This window comes from Olivibacter sitiensis DSM 17696 (assembly GCF_000427965.1).
GTDB lineage: Bacteria > Bacteroidota > Bacteroidia > Sphingobacteriales > Sphingobacteriaceae > Olivibacter > Olivibacter sitiensis.
The window spans coordinates 1-23469 of record NZ_ATZA01000027.1; the positions used below are offsets into that span (position 1 = coordinate 1).

The 23469-nt window shown below is 47.2% G+C and carries 19 protein-coding genes; 9 read left to right on the forward strand and 10 right to left on the reverse strand.

Translation table 11 applies throughout. The annotated features are described in order from the left end of the window. Both A37S_RS24760 and A37S_RS0113990 read right to left on the reverse strand, forming a co-directional pair. On the reverse strand, positions 1-190 hold a 190-nt coding region (locus A37S_RS24760; protein ID WP_028297637.1), incomplete at its 3' end, for a DUF4372 domain-containing protein. 234 nt (positions 191-424) lie between these two features. Continuing rightward, complete coding sequence (locus A37S_RS0113990; RefSeq protein ID WP_157278669.1) at positions 425-823, reverse strand: hypothetical protein; 399 nt, start codon at positions 821-823, stop codon at positions 425-427. A 261-nt stretch (positions 824-1084) separates the two neighbouring features. On the opposite strand from A37S_RS0113990, the gene A37S_RS28010 reads away from it, so the two are divergent. Together A37S_RS28010 and A37S_RS0114000 are read left to right on the forward strand one after the other, a co-directional pair. After that, positions 1085-2257, forward strand: coding sequence for a sensor histidine kinase (locus A37S_RS28010; RefSeq protein WP_245586391.1), 1173 nt, complete (start codon positions 1085-1087; stop codon positions 2255-2257). After that, entirely contained in the window at positions 2257-2967 is a 711-nt protein-coding gene (locus A37S_RS0114000; RefSeq protein WP_245586392.1) for a LytR/AlgR family response regulator transcription factor, read from the forward strand. The genes A37S_RS28010 and A37S_RS0114000 overlap by 1 nt, the downstream gene beginning before the upstream one ends. 58 nt (positions 2968-3025) lie before the next feature. Here A37S_RS0114000 and A37S_RS0114005 read toward each other — a convergent pair whose 3' ends face one another. The 8 genes from A37S_RS0114005 to A37S_RS0114035 all read right to left on the reverse strand — a co-directional run bounded on the left by A37S_RS0114005 (position 3026) and on the right by A37S_RS0114035 (position 14698). Further along, complete coding sequence (locus tag A37S_RS0114005) at positions 3026-4534, reverse strand: TlpA family protein disulfide reductase (RefSeq protein WP_169719503.1); 1509 nt, start codon at positions 4532-4534, stop codon at positions 3026-3028. 83 nt (positions 4535-4617) lie between these two features. Then, positions 4618-5376: a LytR/AlgR family response regulator transcription factor gene (locus A37S_RS0114010; RefSeq protein WP_036602570.1), complete on the reverse strand. Its 759-nt coding sequence runs from the start codon at positions 5374-5376 to the stop codon at positions 4618-4620. A gap of 1 nt (position 5377) precedes the next feature. Beyond that, the gene (locus tag A37S_RS26325; RefSeq protein WP_051293188.1) at positions 5378-7114 is read right to left on the reverse strand and encodes a sensor histidine kinase; all 1737 of its coding nucleotides are present in this window, start codon (positions 7112-7114) and stop codon (positions 5378-5380) included. Between the two features lie 221 nt (positions 7115-7335). After that, positions 7336-7479, reverse strand: a complete 144-nt coding sequence (locus A37S_RS27515; protein WP_169719504.1) for a hypothetical protein — start codon at positions 7477-7479, stop codon at positions 7336-7338. A gap of 10 nt (positions 7480-7489) precedes the next feature. Beyond that, entirely contained in the window at positions 7490-8944 is a 1455-nt protein-coding gene (locus A37S_RS24775) for a sugar porter family MFS transporter (RefSeq protein WP_084163910.1), read from the reverse strand. Positions 8945-9301: 357 nt separating this feature from the next. Next, positions 9302-12445: an error-prone DNA polymerase gene (locus A37S_RS0114025; protein WP_028297538.1), complete on the reverse strand. Its 3144-nt coding sequence runs from the start codon at positions 12443-12445 to the stop codon at positions 9302-9304. A gap of 6 nt (positions 12446-12451) precedes the next feature. After that, the gene (locus A37S_RS0114030) at positions 12452-13954 is read right to left on the reverse strand and encodes a Y-family DNA polymerase (RefSeq protein WP_028297539.1); all 1503 of its coding nucleotides are present in this window, start codon (positions 13952-13954) and stop codon (positions 12452-12454) included. A gap of 6 nt (positions 13955-13960) precedes the next feature. Beyond that, the gene (locus tag A37S_RS0114035; RefSeq protein WP_157278671.1) at positions 13961-14698 is read right to left on the reverse strand and encodes an ImuA family protein; all 738 of its coding nucleotides are present in this window, start codon (positions 14696-14698) and stop codon (positions 13961-13963) included. 254 nt (positions 14699-14952) lie between these two features. Between A37S_RS0114035 and A37S_RS0114040 the strand changes: the two genes are divergently transcribed. The 7 genes from A37S_RS0114040 to A37S_RS0114080 all read left to right on the forward strand — a co-directional run bounded on the left by A37S_RS0114040 (position 14953) and on the right by A37S_RS0114080 (position 23399). Next, entirely contained in the window at positions 14953-17490 is a 2538-nt protein-coding gene (locus A37S_RS0114040; protein ID WP_036602571.1) for a cation-translocating P-type ATPase, read from the forward strand. Positions 17491-17590: 100 nt separating this feature from the next. Further along, positions 17591-18277: a hypothetical protein gene (locus tag A37S_RS0114045; protein WP_051293189.1), complete on the forward strand. Its 687-nt coding sequence runs from the start codon at positions 17591-17593 to the stop codon at positions 18275-18277. A gap of 13 nt (positions 18278-18290) precedes the next feature. Then, positions 18291-20159, forward strand: a complete 1869-nt coding sequence (locus tag A37S_RS0114050) for a DUF4836 family protein (RefSeq protein ID WP_028297543.1) — start codon at positions 18291-18293, stop codon at positions 20157-20159. A 10-nt stretch (positions 20160-20169) separates the two neighbouring features. Next, a complete protein-coding gene (locus A37S_RS0114055; RefSeq protein WP_028297544.1) occupies positions 20170-21468 on the forward strand; it encodes a hypothetical protein in 1299 nt (432 codons plus the stop codon). 19 nt (positions 21469-21487) lie between these two features. Beyond that, positions 21488-22000: an isopentenyl-diphosphate Delta-isomerase gene (gene idi / locus A37S_RS0114060; RefSeq protein ID WP_028297545.1), complete on the forward strand. Its 513-nt coding sequence runs from the start codon at positions 21488-21490 to the stop codon at positions 21998-22000. A gap of 489 nt (positions 22001-22489) precedes the next feature. Continuing rightward, positions 22490-22864: a type II toxin-antitoxin system HicB family antitoxin gene (locus A37S_RS24780; RefSeq protein WP_036602573.1), complete on the forward strand. Its 375-nt coding sequence runs from the start codon at positions 22490-22492 to the stop codon at positions 22862-22864. A 121-nt stretch (positions 22865-22985) separates the two neighbouring features. Next, positions 22986-23399: an acyl-CoA thioesterase gene (locus A37S_RS0114080; protein WP_028297546.1), complete on the forward strand. Its 414-nt coding sequence runs from the start codon at positions 22986-22988 to the stop codon at positions 23397-23399. Positions 23400-23469 lie beyond the last annotated feature (70 nt).

Below are 23469 nucleotides of genomic sequence, written 5' to 3' on the forward strand. Positions count from 1 at the left end.
TAGAATCACATCGGCTGAATATTCCGAACAGCATCGTCATGAGTTGTGTCCATGAATCAAAGGTCTTGTAATAGCGGTCAGACCGGTGCTTGCTCACAAGCATCTCAAATTTGTTCCTTGGAATAAAACCTAATAATTGTTTGAAGATTGGCTGACCGACTAATTTCTTTTCTGTATTTTTATCACTCATATTTTTAGTTTGTCGTAAAACCAAAATATGAAAAAAGGAGCTTGCCAGATATGGCAGCTCCTTAAATTATTTTTTGTCGGTCAGTAGTGATTCATTTTTTGCAAACGTTATCAAAAAATGATACTGTTCGCAAAATTTTACTCTTTGAAAAATCAATCATCAATAAGCGATTGGGTGAAGTTCCTTACCGATTTTATAGCATTGCGTCCAACCAGAAAAAAGCCATCCTTTATTCTATTTGTAAGTATATACATACGTTTTATAAAAAGTAGATGCGCCTGCTGTCGTGTGGTAAGTGGTAGCAGCGGCTATTTTAGTTGGGTAACCGTTATCATTATACTCATAAGCAAATGTGGTTCGGGCATAAAGCGTCCATTGCTTTGTGGCGGGATCAACAACTTCTTCTACGATTTCGAGCGGGTTGTTTTTGCAGAAAGCCAATCCATACTCAGGCGCATAAGCCATCGGAAAGGCAGCAAACTGATAGCCCTTTACGGCTGAAAAGGGAGATGGCTTGTCATCAAGACTAGTCACGGTAAGCCTGGAATAGGGAATAAAACTATCAACCCCTTTCTGTGACCAGGCGATCGTTTTCAGGTTTTCGTTGTTATCATACGCATAATTGATACGCATACCCAAGTCTATATAAAGCTGTTCTAACAGCTGGTTCTTACTATTGCTGCCTATAGTTTGTTTTTGTGGTGCTAAAGTTGTTACTATTTGGGTTGATATTTGCTTTACTTTCAGGGAAATAATCAAATAGCCCGTCTATCAGGTCATTTCGTCGACGACGAAATGACCTGATAGACAGCTTGGCAACTTTGATCGAATAAGTAGCTGTTTATGATTTGCCTTGATGATAATTCTGTACCTTAGCTTCTGAACAGTAGAGTGATGCAGCAATTACCTTTTTTCTATTCCAATAAACAAGCCTGGCGCCTATGGCTGCATTCGATCTTTTGGCTGCTGTGGTTTGTGTTCCAGCTGTTGCTCTATTCTTTTTCGCCTTCACCTGCATTACAACAGCAGCCCTTTCTGCATCGCCTGATCATTACGTCACCCGAAACTTTGATGTATATGATCCCAAGCCTTTTCCTTGCTTATACCCTCATGTACCTTGTTATCCCCAAACTGATCTTACCCGGCAAGTATGTTTGGGCAACGCTTAGTGCGGTCCTATTGGTCTTTTTAACCGCAGCCTTGTCGGCAGCCTTATCGATGACCGTGATCGACTATATCCGTCACCGTTATGCAGATAACATATCGCCGCTTGTGGCCGGCGAGCCACATCCTGCGTTTTATGTTCGGTTCGGTGTGGCCATGCTCGCAGGCCTTCGCGGAAGTATCACGGTGGGCGGTGTGGCAGCTGCCATTAAACTGATGAAGTGCTTCTATGAAAGGCAGCAGGCAGCGCTCTTGCTCGAAAGGGAAAAAGCCAACGCTGAACTACAAATGCTAAAGGCTCAACTTCACCCGCACTTTTTATTCAACACCCTCAACAATATTTATTCTTTTACGCAGGAGGTGTCTGAAAAGGCTTCTGACATGATCATGGGATTATCGCAAATATTGCGTTATATATTGTACGACTGCAATAAGCCGCTGGTACCGCTTGATAGAGAGTTAAAAATGATCGGCGACTATCTCAATTTAGAAACTAAACGGTATGACTATGGCCTGGAGATGGCGGTACAATTGCCGAAAAGCACTAATTATCTGATCGCACCGCTGATGCTTTTACCCTTTGTTGAAAATGCTTTTAAGCATGGTGCCAGCCAAATGACGGAAAAACCTTGGCTCAGCCTGACCGTAACGGTAACAGACAACCAACTATCGATGAAATTGATCAATGGTAAGCCTGCCGACACGAACCACATTACACCCGGTATAAGCATAGCTAATGTACGCAAGAGGCTGGAATTGCTTTATCCTGATCAGCATGAACTGCTGATCGATGAGGAGGACGAAATGTATATCGTGAACCTGAAGGTTACATTGGTCGCAGCATTTCCCGACATGACAACACCCGTATATGATGGAGTTACTGAAAAAAATATAATTGCCTGATAGTTGATGATGAGCCGCCAGCAAGAGAAGTCTTGCGGCGTTACATTGCGCAGATACCTATGCTCACCCTGGTTGGCGAATGCGCTAACGCGCTGCAGGCACTTACAGCATTGAAGCAGCAAAAGATTGAACTGCTGTTCCTCGATATTCAAATGCCACAGATTTCGGGTTTAGACCTAATAGGAACGCTCCAACAGCCGCCAAACATTGTGCTGACGACTGCGTTCGAGCAGTATGCAGTACAGGCATTTGAACTGGATGTTGTCGATTACTTGGTCAAACCCATTCAGTTTGACCGATTTCTAAAATCTGTTATGAAAGCCCTACCTCAGCATGATATTCAACAGGAAACCCCACCCGCCGTTAATACTACGGAAAGTGCTGATCCCGCTTTCCTATATTTTCGTGCCGACCGCAAGATGGTAAAAGTACTGCTAAACGAAATTTTGTATGTCGAAAGTTTGAAGGATTACGTAAAGATCTATACTACTAAAGGGCCTGTAATAACAAAATACGCCATCGCTTCTTTGGAGGCCATGCTGCCTGCAACATCTTTTTTAAGAGTACACCGCTCATACCTTGTTGCGCTTCATCGTATAGATTCTTATACGCCAGAGGATATTGAAATACAAAAAGCCATTATACCTGTCGGGAAACTTTATCGGCAACAGATGATAAAGACACTAAGCGGAACTCTTGATATTAAATGAATTTACGAACCAATAGCCTCGGGTTTATTCTGTCCCAAAGGAGCAACGCATAAAAAAGTTATTTTTCATGCAAAAAAACGGCTTTCTCGTTTGTTAATGTACCGCCTGGACGTGCTAATAGTTTTTCAACCGCTTTCTTTAAGTTTTCACTGTCTGATGGTCGCGGTGCCTCGGTGGTTACAATTTGCCCATTTTTATCAATCAGCATATAGGTTGGAAAACCGCCGATATTGTAATTTCCCATCAACAATTTGCTGTTATCAGCATTAAGAAAATAATGCTCCCCTTGTAGTTGCCTCTCCTGTACCAGTTTTTCCCAATTTGCCTCTGAAGACTGGAGGCATAAGTTGACAAAAACCACATCGTCCTGGGCAAACAGCTTGTGAATGGCAGGTGCATGTTTCATCTCTTCTAGGCAAGGCCCGCACCAGGTAGCATATACATCCACATAGAGCACTTTATCGGGGTATTGCTTGGCCAGAAATTGTAGCATTTCATTTGTCGGTACTGTGGTCACCTCACCTTGGGCAGATAAATACCGCAAATCAGCAATTACCGTGGCTGGAAAGGTGGTGGTATTGGCAATCTCAGCGGCCTGCACCAGGTACTCATAGTGAAGGGGATGGATGAAGTACTCGTTTATCGGTATTGTACCTGTCAGCAATTCCGGGTGCTTGTTTGTCAACTTGGAAATGAAAGAAAACAGCATGTAATCGCGGGTGATACCCTTTGCCGGTTCTTTCAAGATCAGTTTGGCACCCCTTTCTATGGCCTCTTCCAACCTTGCTTCTTTTATGGCCTGCTGAATGGTGCTGTCCTCTCGTGTTATCCATCCCGTGTAATTGGACACATGGTAAGGAAATAGCATGGAGACAAAATTGGTATCGTTAAAAGGTTCAAAAAATGGATCGGTAAACAGTTGTATCCTTTCTGCTTTGCTGGATACGACGTTGTTCTCTGCCGATACATAATCAGAAATCCAGTTCGAAATCGCTAACTTGGTATCCCGCCTGAAAAAATCAAGCACAAGCGGGTCAAGATCATGTTGGCTCGCATATTCGTCCAAGGCGAGCATTTGGCGAGCATAATCTTGTTTAACGGCTTCCATCATATCGCCCACACCCATATCGTGATCGTATTTTGTATTGGGCAAGCTTGCCATAAAGTCATAGCACAGATTCAATTGGGTGCTTATTGCCGCATGGTCACCAGTGATGAGTAGCCATTCAAAATGGGGCAGCTTCAGTTTTGCCGCATCAATGGTCAGACAGACCGTATCTCCCGGTACCACGTAGAGATTGATGAACTTGCCGTTGTATGATACCGTCATGTTCTGTGTAAACACCATTTCTTCTTGAACAGAAAATGCCATGTCTTCGTTTAGGGTGGCACTTTTTCGGATATCTAAGAATGGATTTAAGAAATTAATCCCGAACACCTTCGGGGTGCTTGCAGTGGCATTCATTACTTTCCCTATGAGTACCACTGGTTTGGGTGGTGTCTGGGCTATAGATAAAGTGGTTTTCAGGATAAATACCAGCGCCAGAAATGTGAAGTTAAGTTTCATGATATTTTGCTTTTTAAAGGACATAGATTAGCCATTAAGCTTCATTTTCTATTGAGCTTTTTATGCGTGAATAATTTGTTTGTTTAGATTTTAGTGCTGTTCAGTGCTTTTTTTATGTGCTGCAAATTTTGTTTGGATATGGGTATTTTACTGCCATCTTCTAACAGCAGCTGTCCACCGTCTTCCTTCAAAAGGCTCTTCACCTTATTCATGTTGATCAAGTGCGATTGGTGCGGACGATGAAAATTATAAGGCTCCAATAATCCGGCAAATTCCTTTAAGGTCTTGCAGACCAGGATGGCACTGCCGTTTTTAAGGTAAAACGTGGTGTAGTTGTTGGAAGCCTCGCACCGTACAATCTCGTCTACCTTGACATAATGTGTTTCCTGTAGTGTTGGCAAGGCTATCTTCGGGGCTGTTGCCGATGTGTTTTTAATGAAGTGTAATAAATTGTCCAGGTTTGAGTTTCGTTGTTTGGCGGCAATTTTGGTTTTTGCCTTTGCTATGGCCACTTGCAACTCTGCAATGTCTATCGGTTTTAAAAGATAGTCGAGTGCAGAAAACTTGACGGCCTGAATACCATATTGGTCAAAAGCAGTGATAAAGATCACTTCAAAATCGATCGTGTCCAATGTTTTCAATACATCAAATCCTGTTTCTTCATGCAGTTGGATGTCCAAAAATACCAATTCAGGTTTGAAAGAACGGATGGCCGCTATCCCTTCTGCCACGGTAGAAGCAAGGGCCACCACCTCTACGCCTTCACACCATCTTCCTAAGATGTTTTGCAGGTTTTCTGCATTGTTGGCTTCATCCTCTATGATAATGCTCCTGATGTCCATTTCAAATCCAGTCTTTGATTGTAATAGTAACAAGCGTCCCAGTCCCATCGGTGTCAATCGTCACCGTTGCGGGCTGCAAAGGATGCATTTGACTTAACAAATGCAATCTGTCCTTGCTCAATTTAAGCCCAAAAGCTTTGTCTCCAGTGGGCCTTTCCTGAACGTTAAAGCCTCTTCCATTATCTTTTACGGTAAACACCAAATGATGCCCTTCTGCCAGAATGCCTATCAGGATCATACCTTCGTCTTTCAATTTGGATACCCCATGTTTTACGGCATTTTCGATAAAGGGCTGCAAGAGCATGGTCGGAATGTCTATGTGCTCCAAATCCAAGGTCTGGTCCACTTCTATGCGATAATGGAACCCAAACCGCAATTGCTCCATCTGGAGGTAATCTTCGGTAATTTTTAATTCTTCCCGCAGGCTGATCATTTCCTCCTCGCTCGATTGCAATACTTTTCGGGTCAGTCCCGCAAATTTGGAAAGGTAATGGTTGGCTTCCAGCAATTTGTTTTTGTTCATCAGGTTTTGGATCGAGCCCAAGGCATTAAAAATAAAATGTGGGTTCAGTTGAGCCCGAATGCTTTTTAATTGCAACTGCAATTGCATCCGCTGCTTATGCGCCTGATCCAGCTTGTTTTTATGGTATAACCTGTAAATCAGAAATCCAATAAGAAAGAGGAGCAACAATCCAATGAAATAGGGCAATCCATCTTTAAGCCCGTACTTTTTATCCATGAATGGTGTCGGAAGCACCTCAAAGGGTATCCTCACGAGATTCGGTTCATCCCATTTAAGCACCCTGTTCTGCTGCTGCACGATTAATTCATAGTGGCCGGGGGTGTTATAGTATTGTCTCTTTAGCTCAACATAGCCATAACGATCCACGAAACCTACGCTTAGCGTGTCCGTCTTGTCTCCAATGTTTTTTATCAACTGTACACTATGGGCCAATGTTTCCTGTCTTTTAAACTGGAACAACAAGCGTGTCACGCTATCCACGGGAAACCTGAAATCTTCTGGCAATCCGGTATGTTGATCAAACCGGGTGGCGTATCCTTTATTGACATGCTCATAATTCAGATTAAAATAGGCATTGCGGGTGGAAACGATGATCTGCTCTAAAACAGGCTGATAGCTTGTCCGCCAATCGAACACTACGCCATCCCGCAGCCCATACTTTTCTTTATGTGCCACCTCTACCATGATCTTTTTCCCGGGATAGTTGTATTTGCCAATAAAACCATAGGGCATTTTGGCACCATATGCCTGTTCTAGTTTTGGAATTGGCGACCATTTTATTATTTCCATGCTGTCATTTTCTACCACTCTGTAATGGTAATCATGGCTGTTTTGCGCATTGATCCCCATAGCGATCAATACCGCATCAGAGCTGTCGCCAATAAGATAGACCGGATATTCTTTGGTAAAGACCGTTATGGAAGCTGTAAGGTATTTTTTCAGTTCAGGATTTAATTTAACGCCCAACAATAAGGGGCTTCTGGGTGTGGAGGATATAATCCGGTCAGAAGGATTGTCCTTAAGGTGATCAAAAATCCGGTATACGGCGGTATCGCTTATGTGCTCTATATATCGCTGAGAGACCATAGTCTGCCTTTCCAAATTCTGCAGTTCGAATATAAAATGAGGGCCAAAGGAATCCTCTTGGGCTATAATGGGCTGCATCCAGCTCAACAGTAAGCCTATCGCTAAAGAAAAATAGTTAAACCCTCTCATGTTTTATGTGCTTGCCCATAGCCATTGTTGCTACAAACTTGCTATAAATTCGCTTGTCTGACAACAGGGATTGAGGATTTGGGAAGAACGACTTAGAATTTGGTCAAGAAACCTTAAAATTAACAGGTGGGTTCAGCGAGGCATAGATCGCTATGTGTTCAGTATCAAAAGGAATGAGTACCAGCTGATGGCCATGCTATTTTTCGACAGGTGTAGCGTGTTTAGAGGAAGGGTCCGTGCTCATTAATCATTGTACCTGCAATATGCTCCCGTTTCCCATCAATCATGGGGAACAGGAGCATGCTGTGCGATCTTTTTGATTCCACTCCGTCTGATACCGAAGCATCCAAGCTAATCTTTAACATCAAGGCACATTTATGAAAGCGTTTTTTCAAAGTGTTTTTCTAGCATCTCCAACGTCTTACCTTTTGTCTCGGGCATGAACTTTAACAAAAACAACAGAGAGAAGGTGTTGACAATAGCGAATAAGATAAACGTTTTGCCTCCCCATCCGGCCAGAAGAATGGGAAATAAAAAGGCTACCGTTGCGTTAGCTCCCCACTGAAAACATACGGCGATACCAGTGGCGAGCCCACGCATCCGTAACGGAAACATTTCGGACATCATCAGCCAATAAACGATTGCGACCATGGACTGCACGAAAAAAAGAAAAACAAGCATCAGTGTCAAAATAAGGTAACTGCGCGTCACGGTTTCTGGCAGCAAAAGAAAAGAGCAGGCCAGCAGGATGTGGCAACAGATAATGCCGATCAATCCGCTGATAATAATGGGCCTTCTCCCCTTTCTGGATATAAACCGTATGCCGATAATAGTGGCAATGACCGACACCACCCCATTAGCGATGGTTGCCGTCAAGGCAGCTTGTGTGCCCAGACCGGACTCCAATAAAATGGAGGGCGCAAAATACATAAACGAATTGACGCCACTGAACTGGAGTACGCATCCCAATCCCGCACCGATCAATATCAGTTTTCTGATCCACGGTGTTTTAAGATCACTCCATTTGGCTTCTTCCTGCTGATCGATCGACTCTTTGATTTCGTTCAATTCCCTGTTGACGTGCTGGGGTTCCCGTATAAGGGAAAGTACCTGACGTGCTTTTTTCAAATGGCCTTGGCTGGCAAGCCATCGCGGAGAAGCGGGCATAAACAGAAGACCTATCCATAGCAAAGCCGCAGGCAAGGCCGCAATAGCCAGCATATAGCGCCACACATGCTGCGAGTCATCAAAGGCATAGGCTATCCCGGCATTGGCCGTATAAGCCAACAATTGGCCGGTTACGATCATCAGTTCATTTTGAGACACCAGTTGCCCCCTTTTATTGGCCGGAGCTATTTCTGCGATAAATATGGGAACAATGGTAGAAGCACCTCCCACACCCAATCCTAAGATAATCCTGCATGCTACCATCCACTCTAAGCTAGGAGCGAGTGCAGTTCCTAATGCTCCAAAGAAGAATACCAATGCGAGCATTTGCAATGTTCTGCGCCGGCCATACTTGTCAGCTAGATTGCCTGCCAGAAACGCACCACTTACGGCACCAAGAATAAGGGATGAGGTAACCACACCTTCTGTGAATGGTGTGAGGCTTAGGCCTCCCTCAGAAAAGGGAAGCGTCATAAAGGGAAGGGCTCCGGCTATTACTCCGGTATCGTATCCAAAAGCTAATGCACCAATTGTGGAAATAAGGACAATGATACGTACGTAACGGTGAGGAGGGATTTTTTGGTCGTTGTCTGGCTGTGTTTTTTCTGGTATTGGACTTTCATGCTCATTTTCTTCTGGATTTTTCGATACTTTTTGATTCATACTAACTGAACAAATTTGATAACGACTTTACCCTTTTTTGCCCCTAGCTATGATGCTTATCCAGGCTGATAACGGAAATTTAAATAGGTAAAATCTCGTTGTAATACAACGGGTGGTGAAAAATTTAAAAAAGCCAGAGAAGATTATCAGCCAGAGTTCTCTTGTTGTGTTACTTTAATGAACGATGAATAAAACGATAAAATTAACTATAGTTTATTCAAACAAGTAACGAATGATTGTGTGCAAATGTACTAAAAAAAGGGAGGATACGAAAATCAAGCCTAGAAGGTATTCCAATAAAGCGAGTCCAACACGCGATTTTGCCATTCATCCTTTCCGAGATTCACTGAAAACAAATTACTGAAAATTCCTTCCCTTATAGAACACCTTTGCAGTGTCGGTTGTTTCGGGCACAGACAATTCCCTTAACCATCCGTTCAGGTTGATGCAGTGTTGTACAATCACATGGATAACCTCGCCCTCGATCTGTAGCTTACCCGTTACCATCAGCAAGCGCGATTGCAGGATTTCGCGGCGATATTTCTCAAATAGCTTCCCCCATAGCACCAGGTTGGCAAAACCCGTTTCATCTTCGATGGTCACGAACAATATCCCTTTGGCCGTACCTGGCCGTTGCCGTACGGTGACCATGCCGCACACCTTGACCAACATGCCGTCCTTCATGGTCGGTAGCGAGCCTGTGGGTACCACATGCAACTTATCCAGTTTCTCGCGCATAAAGCTGACCGGATGCGCCTTCAATGACAATGAAATGCTGGCATAGTCCTGCACCACATGTTCGCCCGGCGTCATCAATGGCAGCTCGATCTGTCCTTCCATGGTACTTTCGGAGGGCTGTCCTTCGAATATTGCAATGGGTCTGTCCTGTAAGGCGGCCACTTCCCACAGTGCCTGACGGCGGTCCATACCGATGCAGCGGAAAGCGTCCGCATCTGCCAGTCGTTCCATGGCAGACAAAGGGATACCTACATCCGCCAACGCCGTGATGGAAGTATAGCCTCCCTTCCGTGCTTCCACCAATAACCGCATATCATCCTCATCTAGCCCCTTCACTTGCCGGAAACCTAACCGCAATGCGTGGTGGCACTTGCCGAACTCACCCTCCAGCGTATGGTCCCAATGGGAATGGTTCACGTCCACGGGCAGCACGGTCACCCCATGCTTCTGGGCATCGATGACGATCTGCGCGGGCTGATAGAAACCCATCGGTTGGCTGTTGAGCAAGGAAGCAGCGAAGATGTCCGGATAGCGACATTTGATCCAGGAAGAAATATATACCAGCAGGGCAAAGGAAGCCGCATGGCTTTCGGGGAAACCGTAGGAGCCGAAACCTTCCAACTGCCTGAACACCCGATTGGCGAATTCCTCCGTATAGCCCTTCTTGACCATGCCATCCACCATCTTCCGGTGGAAGCGGCTCACTTCCCCCTTAGCCTTAAAGGTGGCCATGCTCCGGCGCAGCTCATCGGCCTCGGCAGCCGTGAAATCTGCAGCTACGATAGCGATTTCCATGGCCTGCTCCTGAAAGAGCGGCACGCCCAGGGTCTTCTCGAGGATACCCTTTATTTCCTCGGAGGGATAGTCCACTTTTTCCTCTTTGTTTCGCCTCCTTAGGTAAGGATGCACCATGTCGCCCTGAATGGGGCCGGGGCGGACAATGGCCACTTCGATGACCAAGTCGTAAAACTTCCTCGGCCGCAAGCGCGGCAGCATGGACATCTGCGCACGGCTTTCGATCTGAAATACGCCCAACGTATCGGCATGGCAGATCATTTCGTAGACCTCTGGCTCATCTTCGGGAATATTGGCCAGCGTAAGATCCAGGCCGTAGTGCCGTTTGGCCAGGTCGAAGGCCTTGCGGATACAGGTCAGCATCCCAAGCCCCAGCACGTCCACCTTCAAAAAGCCGAGCGCTTCGAGGTCATCCTTATTCCATTCGAGGTTCGTGCGGTCCTCCATGCGGGCATTGATGATGGGGCACAGCTCGTGCAGTTTGCCCTGCGTGATGACGAAGCCGCCCGTATGTTGGCCCAATTGCCGGGGAAAGCCCACGTACTGGTGAATCAGTTCCAATGTTTTCCTTAAATGTGGATCTTCTGGATTGAAGCCCTGTTCGGCAAGTCGCCCCAGATCGACATGATCATCCCAATGGCTGCCGATCACCCCAGACAGGCGACCCACGGCGTCCAACGATAGGCCCATGGCCTTGCCCACATCCCTAATGGCACCCTTGGTACGAACTTGTGTTACGGTGGCCACAATAGCCGCACGATCACGGCCGTACTTGTCGTAGATGTACTGGATGACTTCCTCGCGCCGTTCGTGCTCAAAGTCCACGTCTATATCGGGCGGTTCATCGCGGGCATCCGACATGAAGCGCGCAAACAGCAGCCGGAATTTCGCAGGGTTCACCGAGGTGATGCCCAGGCAGTAGCAAACGGTAGAGTTGGCTGCCGACCCGCGCCCCTGGCAAAGGATGTTACGCTCGCGGGCGAAGCGCACGTAATCGTGCACCGTGAGGAAGTAGGAAGCATAGTTTTTCCGTTCGATGAATGCCAGCTCATGCTTGATGGCTTCCTTGACCGATTCGGGAATGTCCTCCCCGAATTGCCGCTTGGCTCCCTCCCACGTCAGATGGGTGAGCTCTTCCTGCGGAGTTCGCCCTTCCGTGGTTAGCTCCTCGGGATAAACATATTCCAGTTCGTTCAGCGAAAAATGGCAGGCATCGGCAATGGCTTCCGCATGGCGGATGGCATCGGGGTATTGGCGAAACAGGCGCTCCATCTCGTCCATCGGCTTGAGGTAGCGCTCCGCATTGGGATGCAGCCGAAATCCTGCGGTATGGATGGTGCATTTCTCGCGAATGCAGGTCAACACGTCCTGCAGCTCGCGACGCTCCGGCACGTGATAATGCACATCGTTCAAGGCCGCCATCGGCATGTCTAGCCTTTGGCAGAGTTGGTGGATGCGGAACAGCACCTTCGCATCATCGCCCGAATAGGTGCGAACGGCACCGAGGCAAATATGGTCGCCCAATGCCTGCCGGTATTCCGTGATGTGCCGTACATATTCGGGTTCCAGTTCAAAGGTGGCCGTCAGCTTATGGGGCGGCACGGCAATGAACTCCATGCCCTGGCTATATCCATAGACATCCGCTTTGTAAAGATGGCACTGCCCTTTCTCGGCACGACGGTTGCCCACCGTCAACAGTGAGGAAAGCCGTTCGTAGGCTTTCCTGTCCGTGGGATAGGCCAACAGGCTGGGGCCGTCCAACAGATCAAGGCGGCAGGCCGGAATCAGCCGGATGCTATGCTTCTTTGCCGCCATGTGCGCACGTACCAGACCAGCAAAAGTATTGCGATCCGTAATGGCAATAGCCCTATAACCCAAGGCCGCGGCACGCTCCATGAGCTCCTCGGCATGCGATGCCCCTCGAAGGAAACTGAAATTCGATGTCACCTGCAATTCAACGTATGCCATAATCTTTCACGCAAAAAATCCATGCAAAAACCACTGCCGGGGATGGTCATCTCCGTAATGGCCGGAGCGGAAAATCCAGTACCGCTGGCCCTTTTCATCTTCCACGTAATAATAGTCCCTGTGCTCACCTTTGTCCATCCACCATTCCCGCTCGATGCGCTCGGGTCCCTCCGCCTTTTTGATGGGATGCACCTCACCTTTATGCCGGAACAGCATGGGCGGATAGTCGGGTATGGGGGCAGTGACTTCGATGGGTTCTGGCCTGGGCAGGAGCCGTGTAGGCCTCGGCCTGGCTTTACTCCAGGGAATGGTCGGCTTTTCCGATAGCGAGGCAGCCAGGCGGATGGAGCGTTCTGGCCAGTGGTGCTCGTCCGGGAGGTAGCGACGCACCGTGCAGCCCCTGCTTTTTCCGGTCAGCCGGTCCAGCAGTTCGGCCAGTTCCGCAGCTTCCAGCCCTGATGCACTATCCCATAGTGCTTCCTGTACTGCATCGGCATCTTCCACCTTAGGAGCTTCCAGGACAAACAGCTCAATGCCCAGCGCCGGTTCAATCTGTGCTATTTTCAGGGCAAACAACTTGAAGATATGCGTCACGTTGGCCGTGGCCCGACTGGTAGCAATGGCTATCTGCACTAGCTTGCCATCTATCCGGTAACATTTCAGGACGGCTGTTCGCAGTCCCTTGCCTTCACCCGCAAGCCGCCTGCAGAGCGTTTCCAGTAGCCGCTCAAGTGCTATCTCTATGCCAGTGGCCGTGCGGATGGGATCTAGGCAGGGCAATCGTTCCACGTAAGGTGGCACTGGCCGCAAGGGAACGACGTGCTCCTCTTCCTTCCCCAATGCCTGCCGCAGTCTCATCAACAACTGGTCGCCAAACCGCCTACGCAATGCCGAGCGCGGCATCTCCATGAAGCTACCCACCGTGCGCATCCCCAGTTTGTGCATCCGCTCCAGCACATCTGGCTCCAACTTCAAGGCTGCGGGCGGCAAATACACCAAGGCACCCCCTTCCCCACCACTTTCCACAATTGGGGTCGCCTTTCCGTAGCGTGCCACTGCCCATGCCGTACCGATGGTGGGTGCGATGGCCATTCGGACATCATATCCCTTGCTCCGCAATCGGGTAACGATTTCTTTCAGGTAAATTCGCTCCCCACCCCACAGGTGGGCGCAGCCGCTGATGTCGAGGATCAGTCCATCCGGCGGATCCACTGCTATCACAGGCGTATAGCGGATGCACCATAGTCCCAGTGCCCGAAGCAGTTTCCCTGCCAAACGCGGCCGGTCGTCTATCACTTCCAAGCCAGGCAAGAACGCCTTGGCATCGGCCACAACCATACCGGCGGATATGCCCTGTGATTCAGCCAAGGCATTGGCCGCCATGACCACCATGCGCCCATGCACGGGTGCAGCAAGCACGAACGGCAGCTCCCGCAGTTGGGGCTTACGGAGCGTCACCCAGTCAGTAGTCAGGTGCCTGAACCATATCGATGCAAAGCGTTTTCCCATATCCCTCTACCCCATCTTTATCCGTTCTGCCGACCGTCCATCCATTTGAGCAGGCTTTGGCACCGGCACGAAGCCACTTTCTGACCACCCTAGCTGCCAACGTCCAGCGTTGCCATTGCGCACTTTCAACAGTTCCACCTCCCACCTCGGGTGGCCCACGCCTGGCAGGCCTTCTTCCAGCACACTGGGTAGGGGCTTTATCTGCCAGCGGGCAACGCAGGCCGTAGACCCAATGCTTCGGGGATTGTTCCGGATTACCAGTCCCGTCACCCTGCTTTTTTCCACAGCCAGTTGCAACCTGCGCGACTGCACAAAATCCATTTCCTGCAACTCGGCCACCACGGCCGCCAATCCCCTGCATTTGAGGGCTTCCTCCACGGCCCAGAGCACTTCCCTTTCCCGTGGCATGTCCACGAAGATGATGCGATCGGGTTCTACCCCGAATACCTTGGCCGCAAGCGGAAAAAATGTGCTTGAGGTACCTATCCATAAGCACACCCCGCCTGTTTTCATCAGGTGGGATAGCAAACCACCTATGAAGCCGCAGGTGGTGGCGCCCTCTTCCCTACTTTCGCTGATGAATTCGTGGACGCCTCCTCTAGGAAAGGTACCGTTGGGAAAGGCATCCTCCACCGGCCCAAGCCCCATATTGCTGGCTACATGGCTTTCAGAGGCAATAAATCCCTGCAAACGCAGGATATCCTGCTTCAAGCGGCTTACTATCTCACGTTTGCTGTCCATCATTGCTATCCTATTCTTAGAATTGGAATAGCAAATGTAATACTAATAAAATTAGCAAACAAACTGCTTTTAGAAATTGATTGAATTACAGCTACGATACACGTGCCAGCTATGGGAACCATACAAATACTGGCGAAACTGGCGGAAACTAGCGCACGCGTGTCGCGTGTGCCCTACTAAAATAGCCCTATGTGTGCCATAGCTAAAATCTATATATCCTTTGACATAAGACCATATTATTCCCTATCTTGTGCAGCATGAAAGGCAAGTGGTACACTATTGCAACAGATCAACTTTTAGAACAACTCCATAGCAGACCAGAAGGACTTAGTGAAAAGGAGGCATCGGAAAAACTAGCTTCCGTAGGGAAGAATGAGCTGACGGCAAAGAAAAGAGAACACCCCATATTCATTTTCCTGCGCCAGTTTACCGATGTGATGATCTGGGTACTGGCCGCGGCCGCCGCCATATCCATGTATATTGGAGAAATGACCGATGGCTATGTCATCCTGTTCATCCTGCTATTGAATGCTATCATCGGTTTTGTGCAAGAATACCGCGCCGAACAGGCCATGAATGCGCTGCGCCAAATGGCCTCTCCCACTGCTCAATTATTGCGCGAGGGAAAAAACTTACAAGTGCCCGCCACGGAGATCGTCCCTGGCGATGTAGTGATACTGGAAGCTGGCAACATGATAGCGGCCGATATGCGGCTTTTGGAATCGGAGTCGCTCCAGATCGACGAGTCGAGCCTGACGGGCGAGTCCAATGCCATAGATAAAAACACTCATGACCTTACGGAGGAAAACCTGCCCTTGGGTGATCAGGTCAACATGGCCTTTAAGGGAACCATGATTACCAATGGCAGAGGAAAGGGATTGGTGGTGGCCACCGGTATGGACACGGAGCTAGGCCATATTGCCGACATGCTGGACGATGCCAAAAGCAGCACGCCTCTGCAGCTTCGCCTGAGTCAATTTAGCCGCAAGCTCACCCTCATCGTCCTTATTTTATGTGGCGTACTGTTTGGGGTAGGTTATTTGAGGGGCGAAGAATTCTCCGTCATCCTCCTCACCTCCATTTCGCTGGCCGTAGCGGCTATTCCAGAGGCCCTGCCCGCCGTGGTAACCATATCGCTCGCCCTCGGTGCCCGTCGATTGGCCAAGCAACATGTGCTCATCCGAAAATTATATGCCGTGGAAGCATTGGGCTCGGTCACTTACATATGCACCGACAAGACAGGTACACTTACCAAAAACAGCATGACCGTCAAGACCACTTGGACACCGGACGAAAGTGATGATCAATTGCTGAAAATCGCCATGCGGCTCAACAACGATGCCCAGGAATCGGAAGGAAAACTCACTGGCGATCCCACGGAGATAGCCCTATTGGATTATACCGAAGAGGACGACATAGAGGCACTTCCCCGCGTGGGCGAAATCCCTTTCGACTCAGACCGCAAGGCCATGACTACCATCCACGAGAAAGACGGCAAATACATGATCTTCACCAAAGGCGCCTGCGAGTCTATCACAGAGATATGCAATGCCAAATACGACAAGGACAAAATAACGGCCCAGAACGAAGAAATGGCAGCGCAAGGGATGCGCGTACTGGCATTTGCCTATACCGAATGGGATGAATTGCCAAAAGAAATCAAGGTAGATACCGTTGAGAAAAACCTCACTTTCCTGGGACTGGTGGGCATGATAGACCCACCAAGGGAAGAAGCCAAAACGGCCATCGCAGAGTGCAAGTCGGCCGGGATTATACCTGTAATGATCACCGGCGATCATCCCCTCACCGCCAAAGCCATAGCCCGTGAACTGAAAATCATCGATAGTGACGATGAACTGGTAGTGACCGGAAAGCAATTGCAAGAGGAAGGAATGGAATTTTTGCAACAGGAGGTGGAAAAGATAAGGGTATATGCACGCGTTTCACCAGAACAGAAGTTCAACATCGTGGATGTTCTACAACAAAAGAAACAGTTTGTATCCATGACGGGCGATGGCGTCAACGATGCGCCATCTCTCAAAAAGGCCAATATAGGCATCGCCATGGGCATTACCGGCACGGATGTTTCCAAGGAGGCATCGAGCATGATCTTGCTGGACGACAATTTTGCCACCATCGTAAAGGCCGTAAGGGAAGGCAGACGGATATATGACAATATCCGCAAGTTCATCAAGTACATCCTCACGGGCAATACGGCCGAGATATGGACCATATTCCTGGCACCCTTTCTGGGGCTGCCCATCCCCTTGCAGCCCATACACATCCTATGGGTCAACCTCATTACCGATGGCCTGCCGGCATTGGCACTGGCTTCGGAATCGGCAGAAAAGGGCATTATGCAACGGCCGCCCAGAAAGACCGATGAGAGCATCTTTGCAGGTGGATTGGGCAAACACGTGATCTGGATGGGCATTTTCATTGCTGCGGCTACCCTGACGACACAGTGGTTCACAGTCAATACCGATAAGCATTGGCAGACCATGGTTTTCACTGTGCTCTGCCTGAGCCAGCTTTTCCATGCCATTGCTATCCGAAGCGAACGGCAATCGCTATGGCAAATTGGCATTTTGAGCAATAAACCGATGCTATGGGCATTTTTAGCTACCTTATTGCTCCAGCTGGCGGTGATCTACCTGCCCTTCATGAACACCATTTTCCATACGCAGCCATTGACCTTGGCTGAGCTTGGCATAGCTACGGCAGTGGCCAGTCTCAATTTCTTCGTGGTAGAGCTGTACAAATACTTCAAGCGAAGAAAGGCCAAAAAGCAATAAGGAGCACAGTAGGATTTACCAAGGCATTCGTAATCCCTAGTTTCAGGGATTTTCATTTTCCCTGCTCCACTTTGCAGGTCAAAACCCTATGTTTGTGACTATGAAGAATACGACGAGAGTGGTCATTTTCCAAATGGCACTGCTGTTGATATGCGTGTCACTATCTGCCTGCTTTGAGGTGCTGGAGGAAGTAAATCTCCGCAAGGATGGCACTGGCAGCATGACCATCACGCTCAATTTGAGCCAGAGCAAGTCCAAGGTATCTTCCGTCCTGCTGCTGGATAGCGTCAATGGGCACAAGGTGCCGTCTAGAAATGAAATGGATAGACAAATGAAAGAAATGACAGATAAGCTTCGCGGCATGGACGGCATCAGTCAAGTCACCAGCCGTATGGATTTCAATAATTACATAGCCACCATCGGATTTTCTTTTGACCAAGTAGAAAGACTCAACCAGATAAGCCAAATGATCTTTGATCAATTAAAATTGAAAGACCAACGCCATATTTCTTATAGCTATATCAAAGCAAAAGGTATTTTCCAAAAAAAATATACGGCTATCCCAGAGATTTCAACTGGATACGGCAAGCTAAAAAAACAAGATCAGGCTGTCTTTGAGCAGGCAATGTACACGAGTATCTTCCGTTTTCCAGATGCCCAGATAGGTACACAAAGCAATAAAGCGGCAAAGGTAGCTCCCTCCAAAAAGGCCATCATGCTCCAAACCCCCATTTTATCGTTCATCAATGGAACAGCCCATATCGACAATCAGATCACTATTCAATAACCATTTGTAAGACATGAAGAAATCTCATTTATTTATAGCCTCGTTATTGTTACTGGCAAAAACATCTCAAGCGCAAGATTTGAGCCGCTATATACCCAAAGATGCTACGGCAGTGGCCACCTTCAAAAGTGCAAAGCTGTTTGAGCTCATCGGCATGGAACAGTTCAATAATTCCAAATTCGGAGAGAGCCTTAACAAAAGCTTGCAAGGCAAAAATATCGACGAAACAGGCCTGGACTTAAAGGGAAATTTCTACTATTTCCTGCTCGAAACAGACAGTACTACCACACATGGAATACTACTGCCCATGGCAAAAAGGGATCTCGTGATCAATACCATACAGCAGCAATTGGAAACGGGAGCAAACGCGGTACAATACCTAGACAAAACGCCTTACATGCGTTCGGCATCTGGAAAGGACCTGTACTCTTGGAAAGACAATTGCCTAGTTATGCTCAGCACCAACTTCAAATACAGCTACTTCATCGACGACAGTATTGCCAACAAATATGGTATCGAACGATACTCACCATCTACCAGCATAGCCCCTTATTATGAGGAAGAATATGCTCAAACGGATAGCGTAACAGGTGTATTGGATAGCCTTTATGATGATCAAAATTATTCTGTAAAGGATGTGACAATTGAAAATCCAAGCGGAGCATGGGAAAATTACGACAACTATTACGAACGGGAAGATTCCATTAAAAGAGCCTTGCAAGAAAAATGGACAATAGATAAACTGCAAGAGTGGCATGCTCTTGAAGAAAAAAGCACCTTACAGACAAACGCTGCCTTTCTGAAAAACAGCCGTAAAGATGCGCTGGCAAGTATCTGGATCAATGATTTGAGCAACCTATATCAGGAAGCAATTCCTCCAATCAATCCGTTCACTTTGTTTCAATACCCACAAAGAAGTGGTATGCGAGGCTTCCAATGGGCCGAGGCGCACCTGATATGCAATGAACGCGAAGCCAAGATAGTAGGCGAGATAGCGCTCTCCCCTTCTGTGGCCCAAAGCTTTAAAAAAATATACGATAAAAAGATAAATCGAAAATTGCTGGCATACGCACCCCTCGATAGTGCACTCTCCATCATGTCCATATCCATCAACACGAAAGAGTACCTACGTCAATTGCCCGTGCTCATGAGCGATATCTATTCGTCACTTTTGGGTATGTATGGAGAAGAGGTGGAGTTGGCAGGTGACTTAATGTCACTGTTGATAGATGAAGAAGCCATAGGTAATGTGGTCTTGGGAGATGGTCTTTTCTGGGTGAACGGCATCAATGAGTTTGAGAGAACGTATATGAGCTATGAATATGACGATAATTATAACTATAAAGAGATAGAGAAAACCAAAACGGAACGATTGCCAGACTTCAGCATCCTGTTCTCTAGCAAAGACCAAAGTTTTTTCAAAAAACTGCTGCAGTATGGGAAGAACAGAGGCAAGATAGTGGAAGAAGAACCGGGGATATTTCGATTGCAAGAACGGCGCAGTCCCATGGATCTGTATCTTACGATGCGCAAAGGCATAGTAGCTCTTGGTACGTCAAAAGGAGATATTACCAATATCGCCAAAGGCAAGAAGGCAATAAAGGCATCCAGAAAGAACAAGAACATCATCAGAGGAAACAATTTTGCATTCTTGGTAAATAGCCAGCCAACCAGGGAAATACTCTGGAAAGAGCTGGCACTAGACAAACAAAATGCCACATTAAATACTTTTATCCAGCGAGTGTCCGATGTGAAATTGACATCTAAGGGGGTAAAGGATAGCAGCTTGGTGGGTGAGATCGGTGTAGATGTACCACGGGGTTCAGATAATGGACTCACCTATCTCCTGGATCTTATAGGGAGCATCGCCACTTCAATGTAACTTGCTGAATATGAAAAAAGTGCTTATTTATCTATTTGTCGTAGTCATCATATTGCTTCTTGCTGCCCTTGCCTATTTTTATTATAGGAGCAAGCAATCGACCAAGCAGCAGGTTCCTGCCATTGCCGATGCGCTATTGGTAATAAAAAGCGACCAACTGTTCAAGAAGATAAGCAGCAATGCCTTGGCACATCCCTCCTATTACTGGAAGCTCCGCCAATCCGCTGCTGAAGACACGACGGCGACCTGGAACGATGCCGGCATGGATTTGCCTGCCAACCTGTACGGTTATCATCTACCGGCCTTCAAGGCAAGCACTTTTTTCATACATACTCCCATCAAGGACAGCACCACATTTCTTCGTTTTGCGTCCAAGAACTTCGGTATCCATATCTTGCCCGCAGATTCCAATAAAACAAGGGCCATATCTACCGATAGCGTGATCAGCATGGTAATAGACCAGCATCAAGTAATCATTGGCATAAGCCTAGAAAAAGAGCAGACAATGAGTGCTTTATACGAATTACTGAAAGATACAAGCAGCATACCGGTTACCCAACACCCCCTATATCCAAAACTGATGGAAAGCAAGGCGGATGTGGTATATGCCGGTGAGGACGACTATATAAGCATTGATTTTGACAATGGCGCAATACATGCTAAAGGAACATTTCAAACCCAATTGATCCATGGAGCCAAGCGCACCCGTGCAAAGCAGTTCGAGGAGAACAGCATTGCTTCTTTTCAGCTGCAGGCCGATATAGACTCCCTTATCAGGAGGAACAAGGCTTTCTTGGCCAAGTACAGCATTCCTGCAGACACGCTAACGCGCTATTTTGGGGGCTATCTGGATGCGGAATGGAAAGCAAACTGGCTGGAACAGCAGGATACGGTAATTACTTATGGATATGACGACAATTTCGAGAAAACGGAACAAAAGGAGATCAGGAACACGAAAGTCCCCGAATTTTACGTGCGTATGAAAGCTTCCCCCCACCTGGCCAATTATATCCCCAAGCAGGTCGTCTATCAATTGCATTTCAACAAAAGGGCAGACACGTTGACGTACGGCACGGGAACGGATTTCAGCAGCACCATTTTGACAGAAGAGACGCCCTATTTTCTCCGATTTCAACTGAATCCATCAAAGATGGAGAAGCACGTTCCCTCTTTTCTCCAGGCATTCAACCGTATAAGCGGGCAGGCGGAGCAATTGGAAGGCAACAGAATAGAAATGGAAATTATCCTGACCAATCGCTTGAAAAATATCAATAGCTTGGTGCAAGGTTTATTTCCCGAACAAAACTAATACTGAAATAACCAAAAACATGAAAGAGGAACTGGTGGTACTGGTAGACAAAAACGATGAAGTGCTTGGCTATGAAGAAAAAATGGCCGCTCATGAGAAGGGGCTCTTGCACCGTGCCTTTTCTATCTTTGTGTTTGATCTACAAGGCCGGCTTTTGTTGCAAAAACGAGCCCAACGGAAATACCATTCCGGTGGACTGTGGACCAATACCTGCTGCAGCCATCCAAGACCCGATGAGGATATTGAAGCAGCGGCCCATAGGCGGCTGAAAGAGGAATTGGGCTTCGATTGTCCATTGACATGGGCCTATAGCTTCATCTATCGCAGTGAACTGGATAAGGGACTGACAGAACATGAATATGACCATGTTTTCTTTGGCACCTATGAAGGACAAATAACTCCCAACCCAGAGGAAGTAGGGTTGTGCAACTATATATCCCTACACGAGATCGAGCGCGACATCCATCTACATCCGCAACGTTATACGGAATGGTTCAAGATTACTTTCGATCAAATGAAAGCGCATCGGTAAGATCAAATCCTATTCTGACCGCTTTTTATTGGCTTGCTTTATCTTTTTATCCTCCCGTTTTTCCTTTAGGTTTTTTACGGCAGTTTTTTTTTCACTTTTCCGGGCACTCTTTTCCTTTGACATACAATGTGATTTTGTGTAAGGTACAATTAAAAATTCGGGAATATGATTTATTTTAATTATTTCTCAACATACCCGTACCGGCCTCCCTATGTCTATATTGCACACTCGTCGGCCTAATGTCTATTTGAGGATTTGGCGGTTGAGTTTATAGAAACCGAGAGAAGGATATCGGGGGTAAAAAAGTTTTGAATGTTTTGAAATATAAGCGCTCGGCACTATATTTGCAACTAAAATTCAGTTACATATCATGGGTAAACTTGATAAACTGATAGCCCGTTTCCTCCCCCCCCCTCACCCAAGGCCCATTGTAAAATCATATGTGATTGAGCAAGTTTTGGAACATCTAAAAGAGAGAGGAAAGTTGAAATGATTGATGCATTAACCTATAAGGATTATACCGCCACGATACATTATAGTGATGACGACGAAGTTTTTTTTGGTAAGGTGATTGCTCTAAATGACCTAATTACATTTGAAGGAACTTCAGTTTCAGAACTGAAGACAGCTTTTCACGAGGCTATTGACGATTATTTGGCAGACTGTGAGGCAATGGGCAAATCTCCGGATAAAACATATAAAGGAGCATTCAATGTAAGGGTACCAGCCGGACTACACAAAAGAGCGGCTATTTTTGCTTCACAGCACCGTATCAGCTTGAACGACTTTGTTAAAACGGCTTTGCTCTATGCTGTAAAACATGAGGATGATTTCACTGCGGAATTAGTTAAACGCGCTGAATAGATTTATTCGGCGCAACCCATTTGTGCCCATGTCAGTTTTACCGGACCACTTATGTCATATTCAACGATTTTTTGTCACGTCCCATAGATTTGCCTTTTTCTAGGTATCTTTGCAGCAATATATGAAAAGTTACTCTTCCTTTCGCACGCTCATGAAAGTGCGTCCAGACGATATAGACATGTTCCAGCATGTGCACAACAGCAAGTATTTCGATTATGTGCTGGCTGCCCGGTACGAGCAAATGCGCGATAACTACGGTACCACCATGGAGGACTATATGGAGCGCGGGCTAGGTTGGGTGATCCGCACGGCACATGTCACCTATAAGCGGCCGCTCAAAATGGGGCAGGAATTTTACGTGGAAACGGGCATAGAAAGCATTCATGAGAGAGGCTGCACCGTACAGTTCAAAATATTGTTCAAGGAGAACGAGAAGGTTTCCTGCGAGGGTTGGTTTGAGTATATCCTCATTGAAACAGCCACAGGCAAATTAACCAAGATGCCCGAGGAGTTGCTGGAGCAGTATGCGATATAGGGGTAGTTTGGAACTGGGCAATGGGGAAAAGACTAAGGCTGATTGAATAGAAAAGGTAGTCCTCAGACTA

Bases quoted from the DNA above. Each gene is read 5' to 3' on its own strand.
- A37S_RS24780 (WP_036602573.1), top strand. From the start codon at position 22,490: ATGATTGATGCATTAACCTATAAGGATTATACCGCCACGATACATTAT.
- A37S_RS0114055 (WP_028297544.1), top strand. From the start codon at position 20,170: ATGAAAAAAGTGCTTATTTATCTATTTGTCGTAGTCATCATATTGCTT.
- A37S_RS0114080 (WP_028297546.1), top strand. From the start codon at position 22,986: ATGAAAAGTTACTCTTCCTTTCGCACGCTCATGAAAGTGCGTCCAGAC.
- A37S_RS27515 (WP_169719504.1), bottom strand. From the start codon at position 7,479: ATGTTAAAGATTAGCTTGGATGCTTCGGTATCAGACGGAGTGGAATCA.
- A37S_RS0114045 (WP_051293189.1), top strand. From the start codon at position 17,591: ATGAAGAATACGACGAGAGTGGTCATTTTCCAAATGGCACTGCTGTTG.
- A37S_RS0113990 (WP_157278669.1), bottom strand. From the start codon at position 823: ATGCGTATCAATTATGCGTATGATAACAACGAAAACCTGAAAACGATC.
- A37S_RS0114040 (WP_036602571.1), top strand. From the start codon at position 14,953: ATGAAAGGCAAGTGGTACACTATTGCAACAGATCAACTTTTAGAACAA.
- A37S_RS26325 (WP_051293188.1), bottom strand. From the start codon at position 7,114: ATGAGAGGGTTTAACTATTTTTCTTTAGCGATAGGCTTACTGTTGAGC.
- A37S_RS0114035 (WP_157278671.1), bottom strand. From the start codon at position 14,698: ATGATGGACAGCAAACGTGAGATAGTAAGCCGCTTGAAGCAGGATATC.
- A37S_RS24775 (WP_084163910.1), bottom strand. From the start codon at position 8,944: ATGAATCAAAAAGTATCGAAAAATCCAGAAGAAAATGAGCATGAAAGT.
- A37S_RS0114010 (WP_036602570.1), bottom strand. From the start codon at position 5,376: ATGGACATCAGGAGCATTATCATAGAGGATGAAGCCAACAATGCAGAA.
- A37S_RS0114025 (WP_028297538.1), bottom strand. From the start codon at position 12,445: ATGGCATACGTTGAATTGCAGGTGACATCGAATTTCAGTTTCCTTCGA.
- A37S_RS0114030 (WP_028297539.1), bottom strand. From the start codon at position 13,954: ATGGGAAAACGCTTTGCATCGATATGGTTCAGGCACCTGACTACTGAC.
- A37S_RS0114005 (WP_169719503.1), bottom strand. From the start codon at position 4,534: ATGAAACTTAACTTCACATTTCTGGCGCTGGTATTTATCCTGAAAACC.
- A37S_RS0114050 (WP_028297543.1), top strand. From the start codon at position 18,291: ATGAAGAAATCTCATTTATTTATAGCCTCGTTATTGTTACTGGCAAAA.
- A37S_RS28010 (WP_245586391.1), top strand. From the start codon at position 1,085: ATGCAGCAATTACCTTTTTTCTATTCCAATAAACAAGCCTGGCGCCTA.
- idi (WP_028297545.1), top strand. From the start codon at position 21,488: ATGAAAGAGGAACTGGTGGTACTGGTAGACAAAAACGATGAAGTGCTT.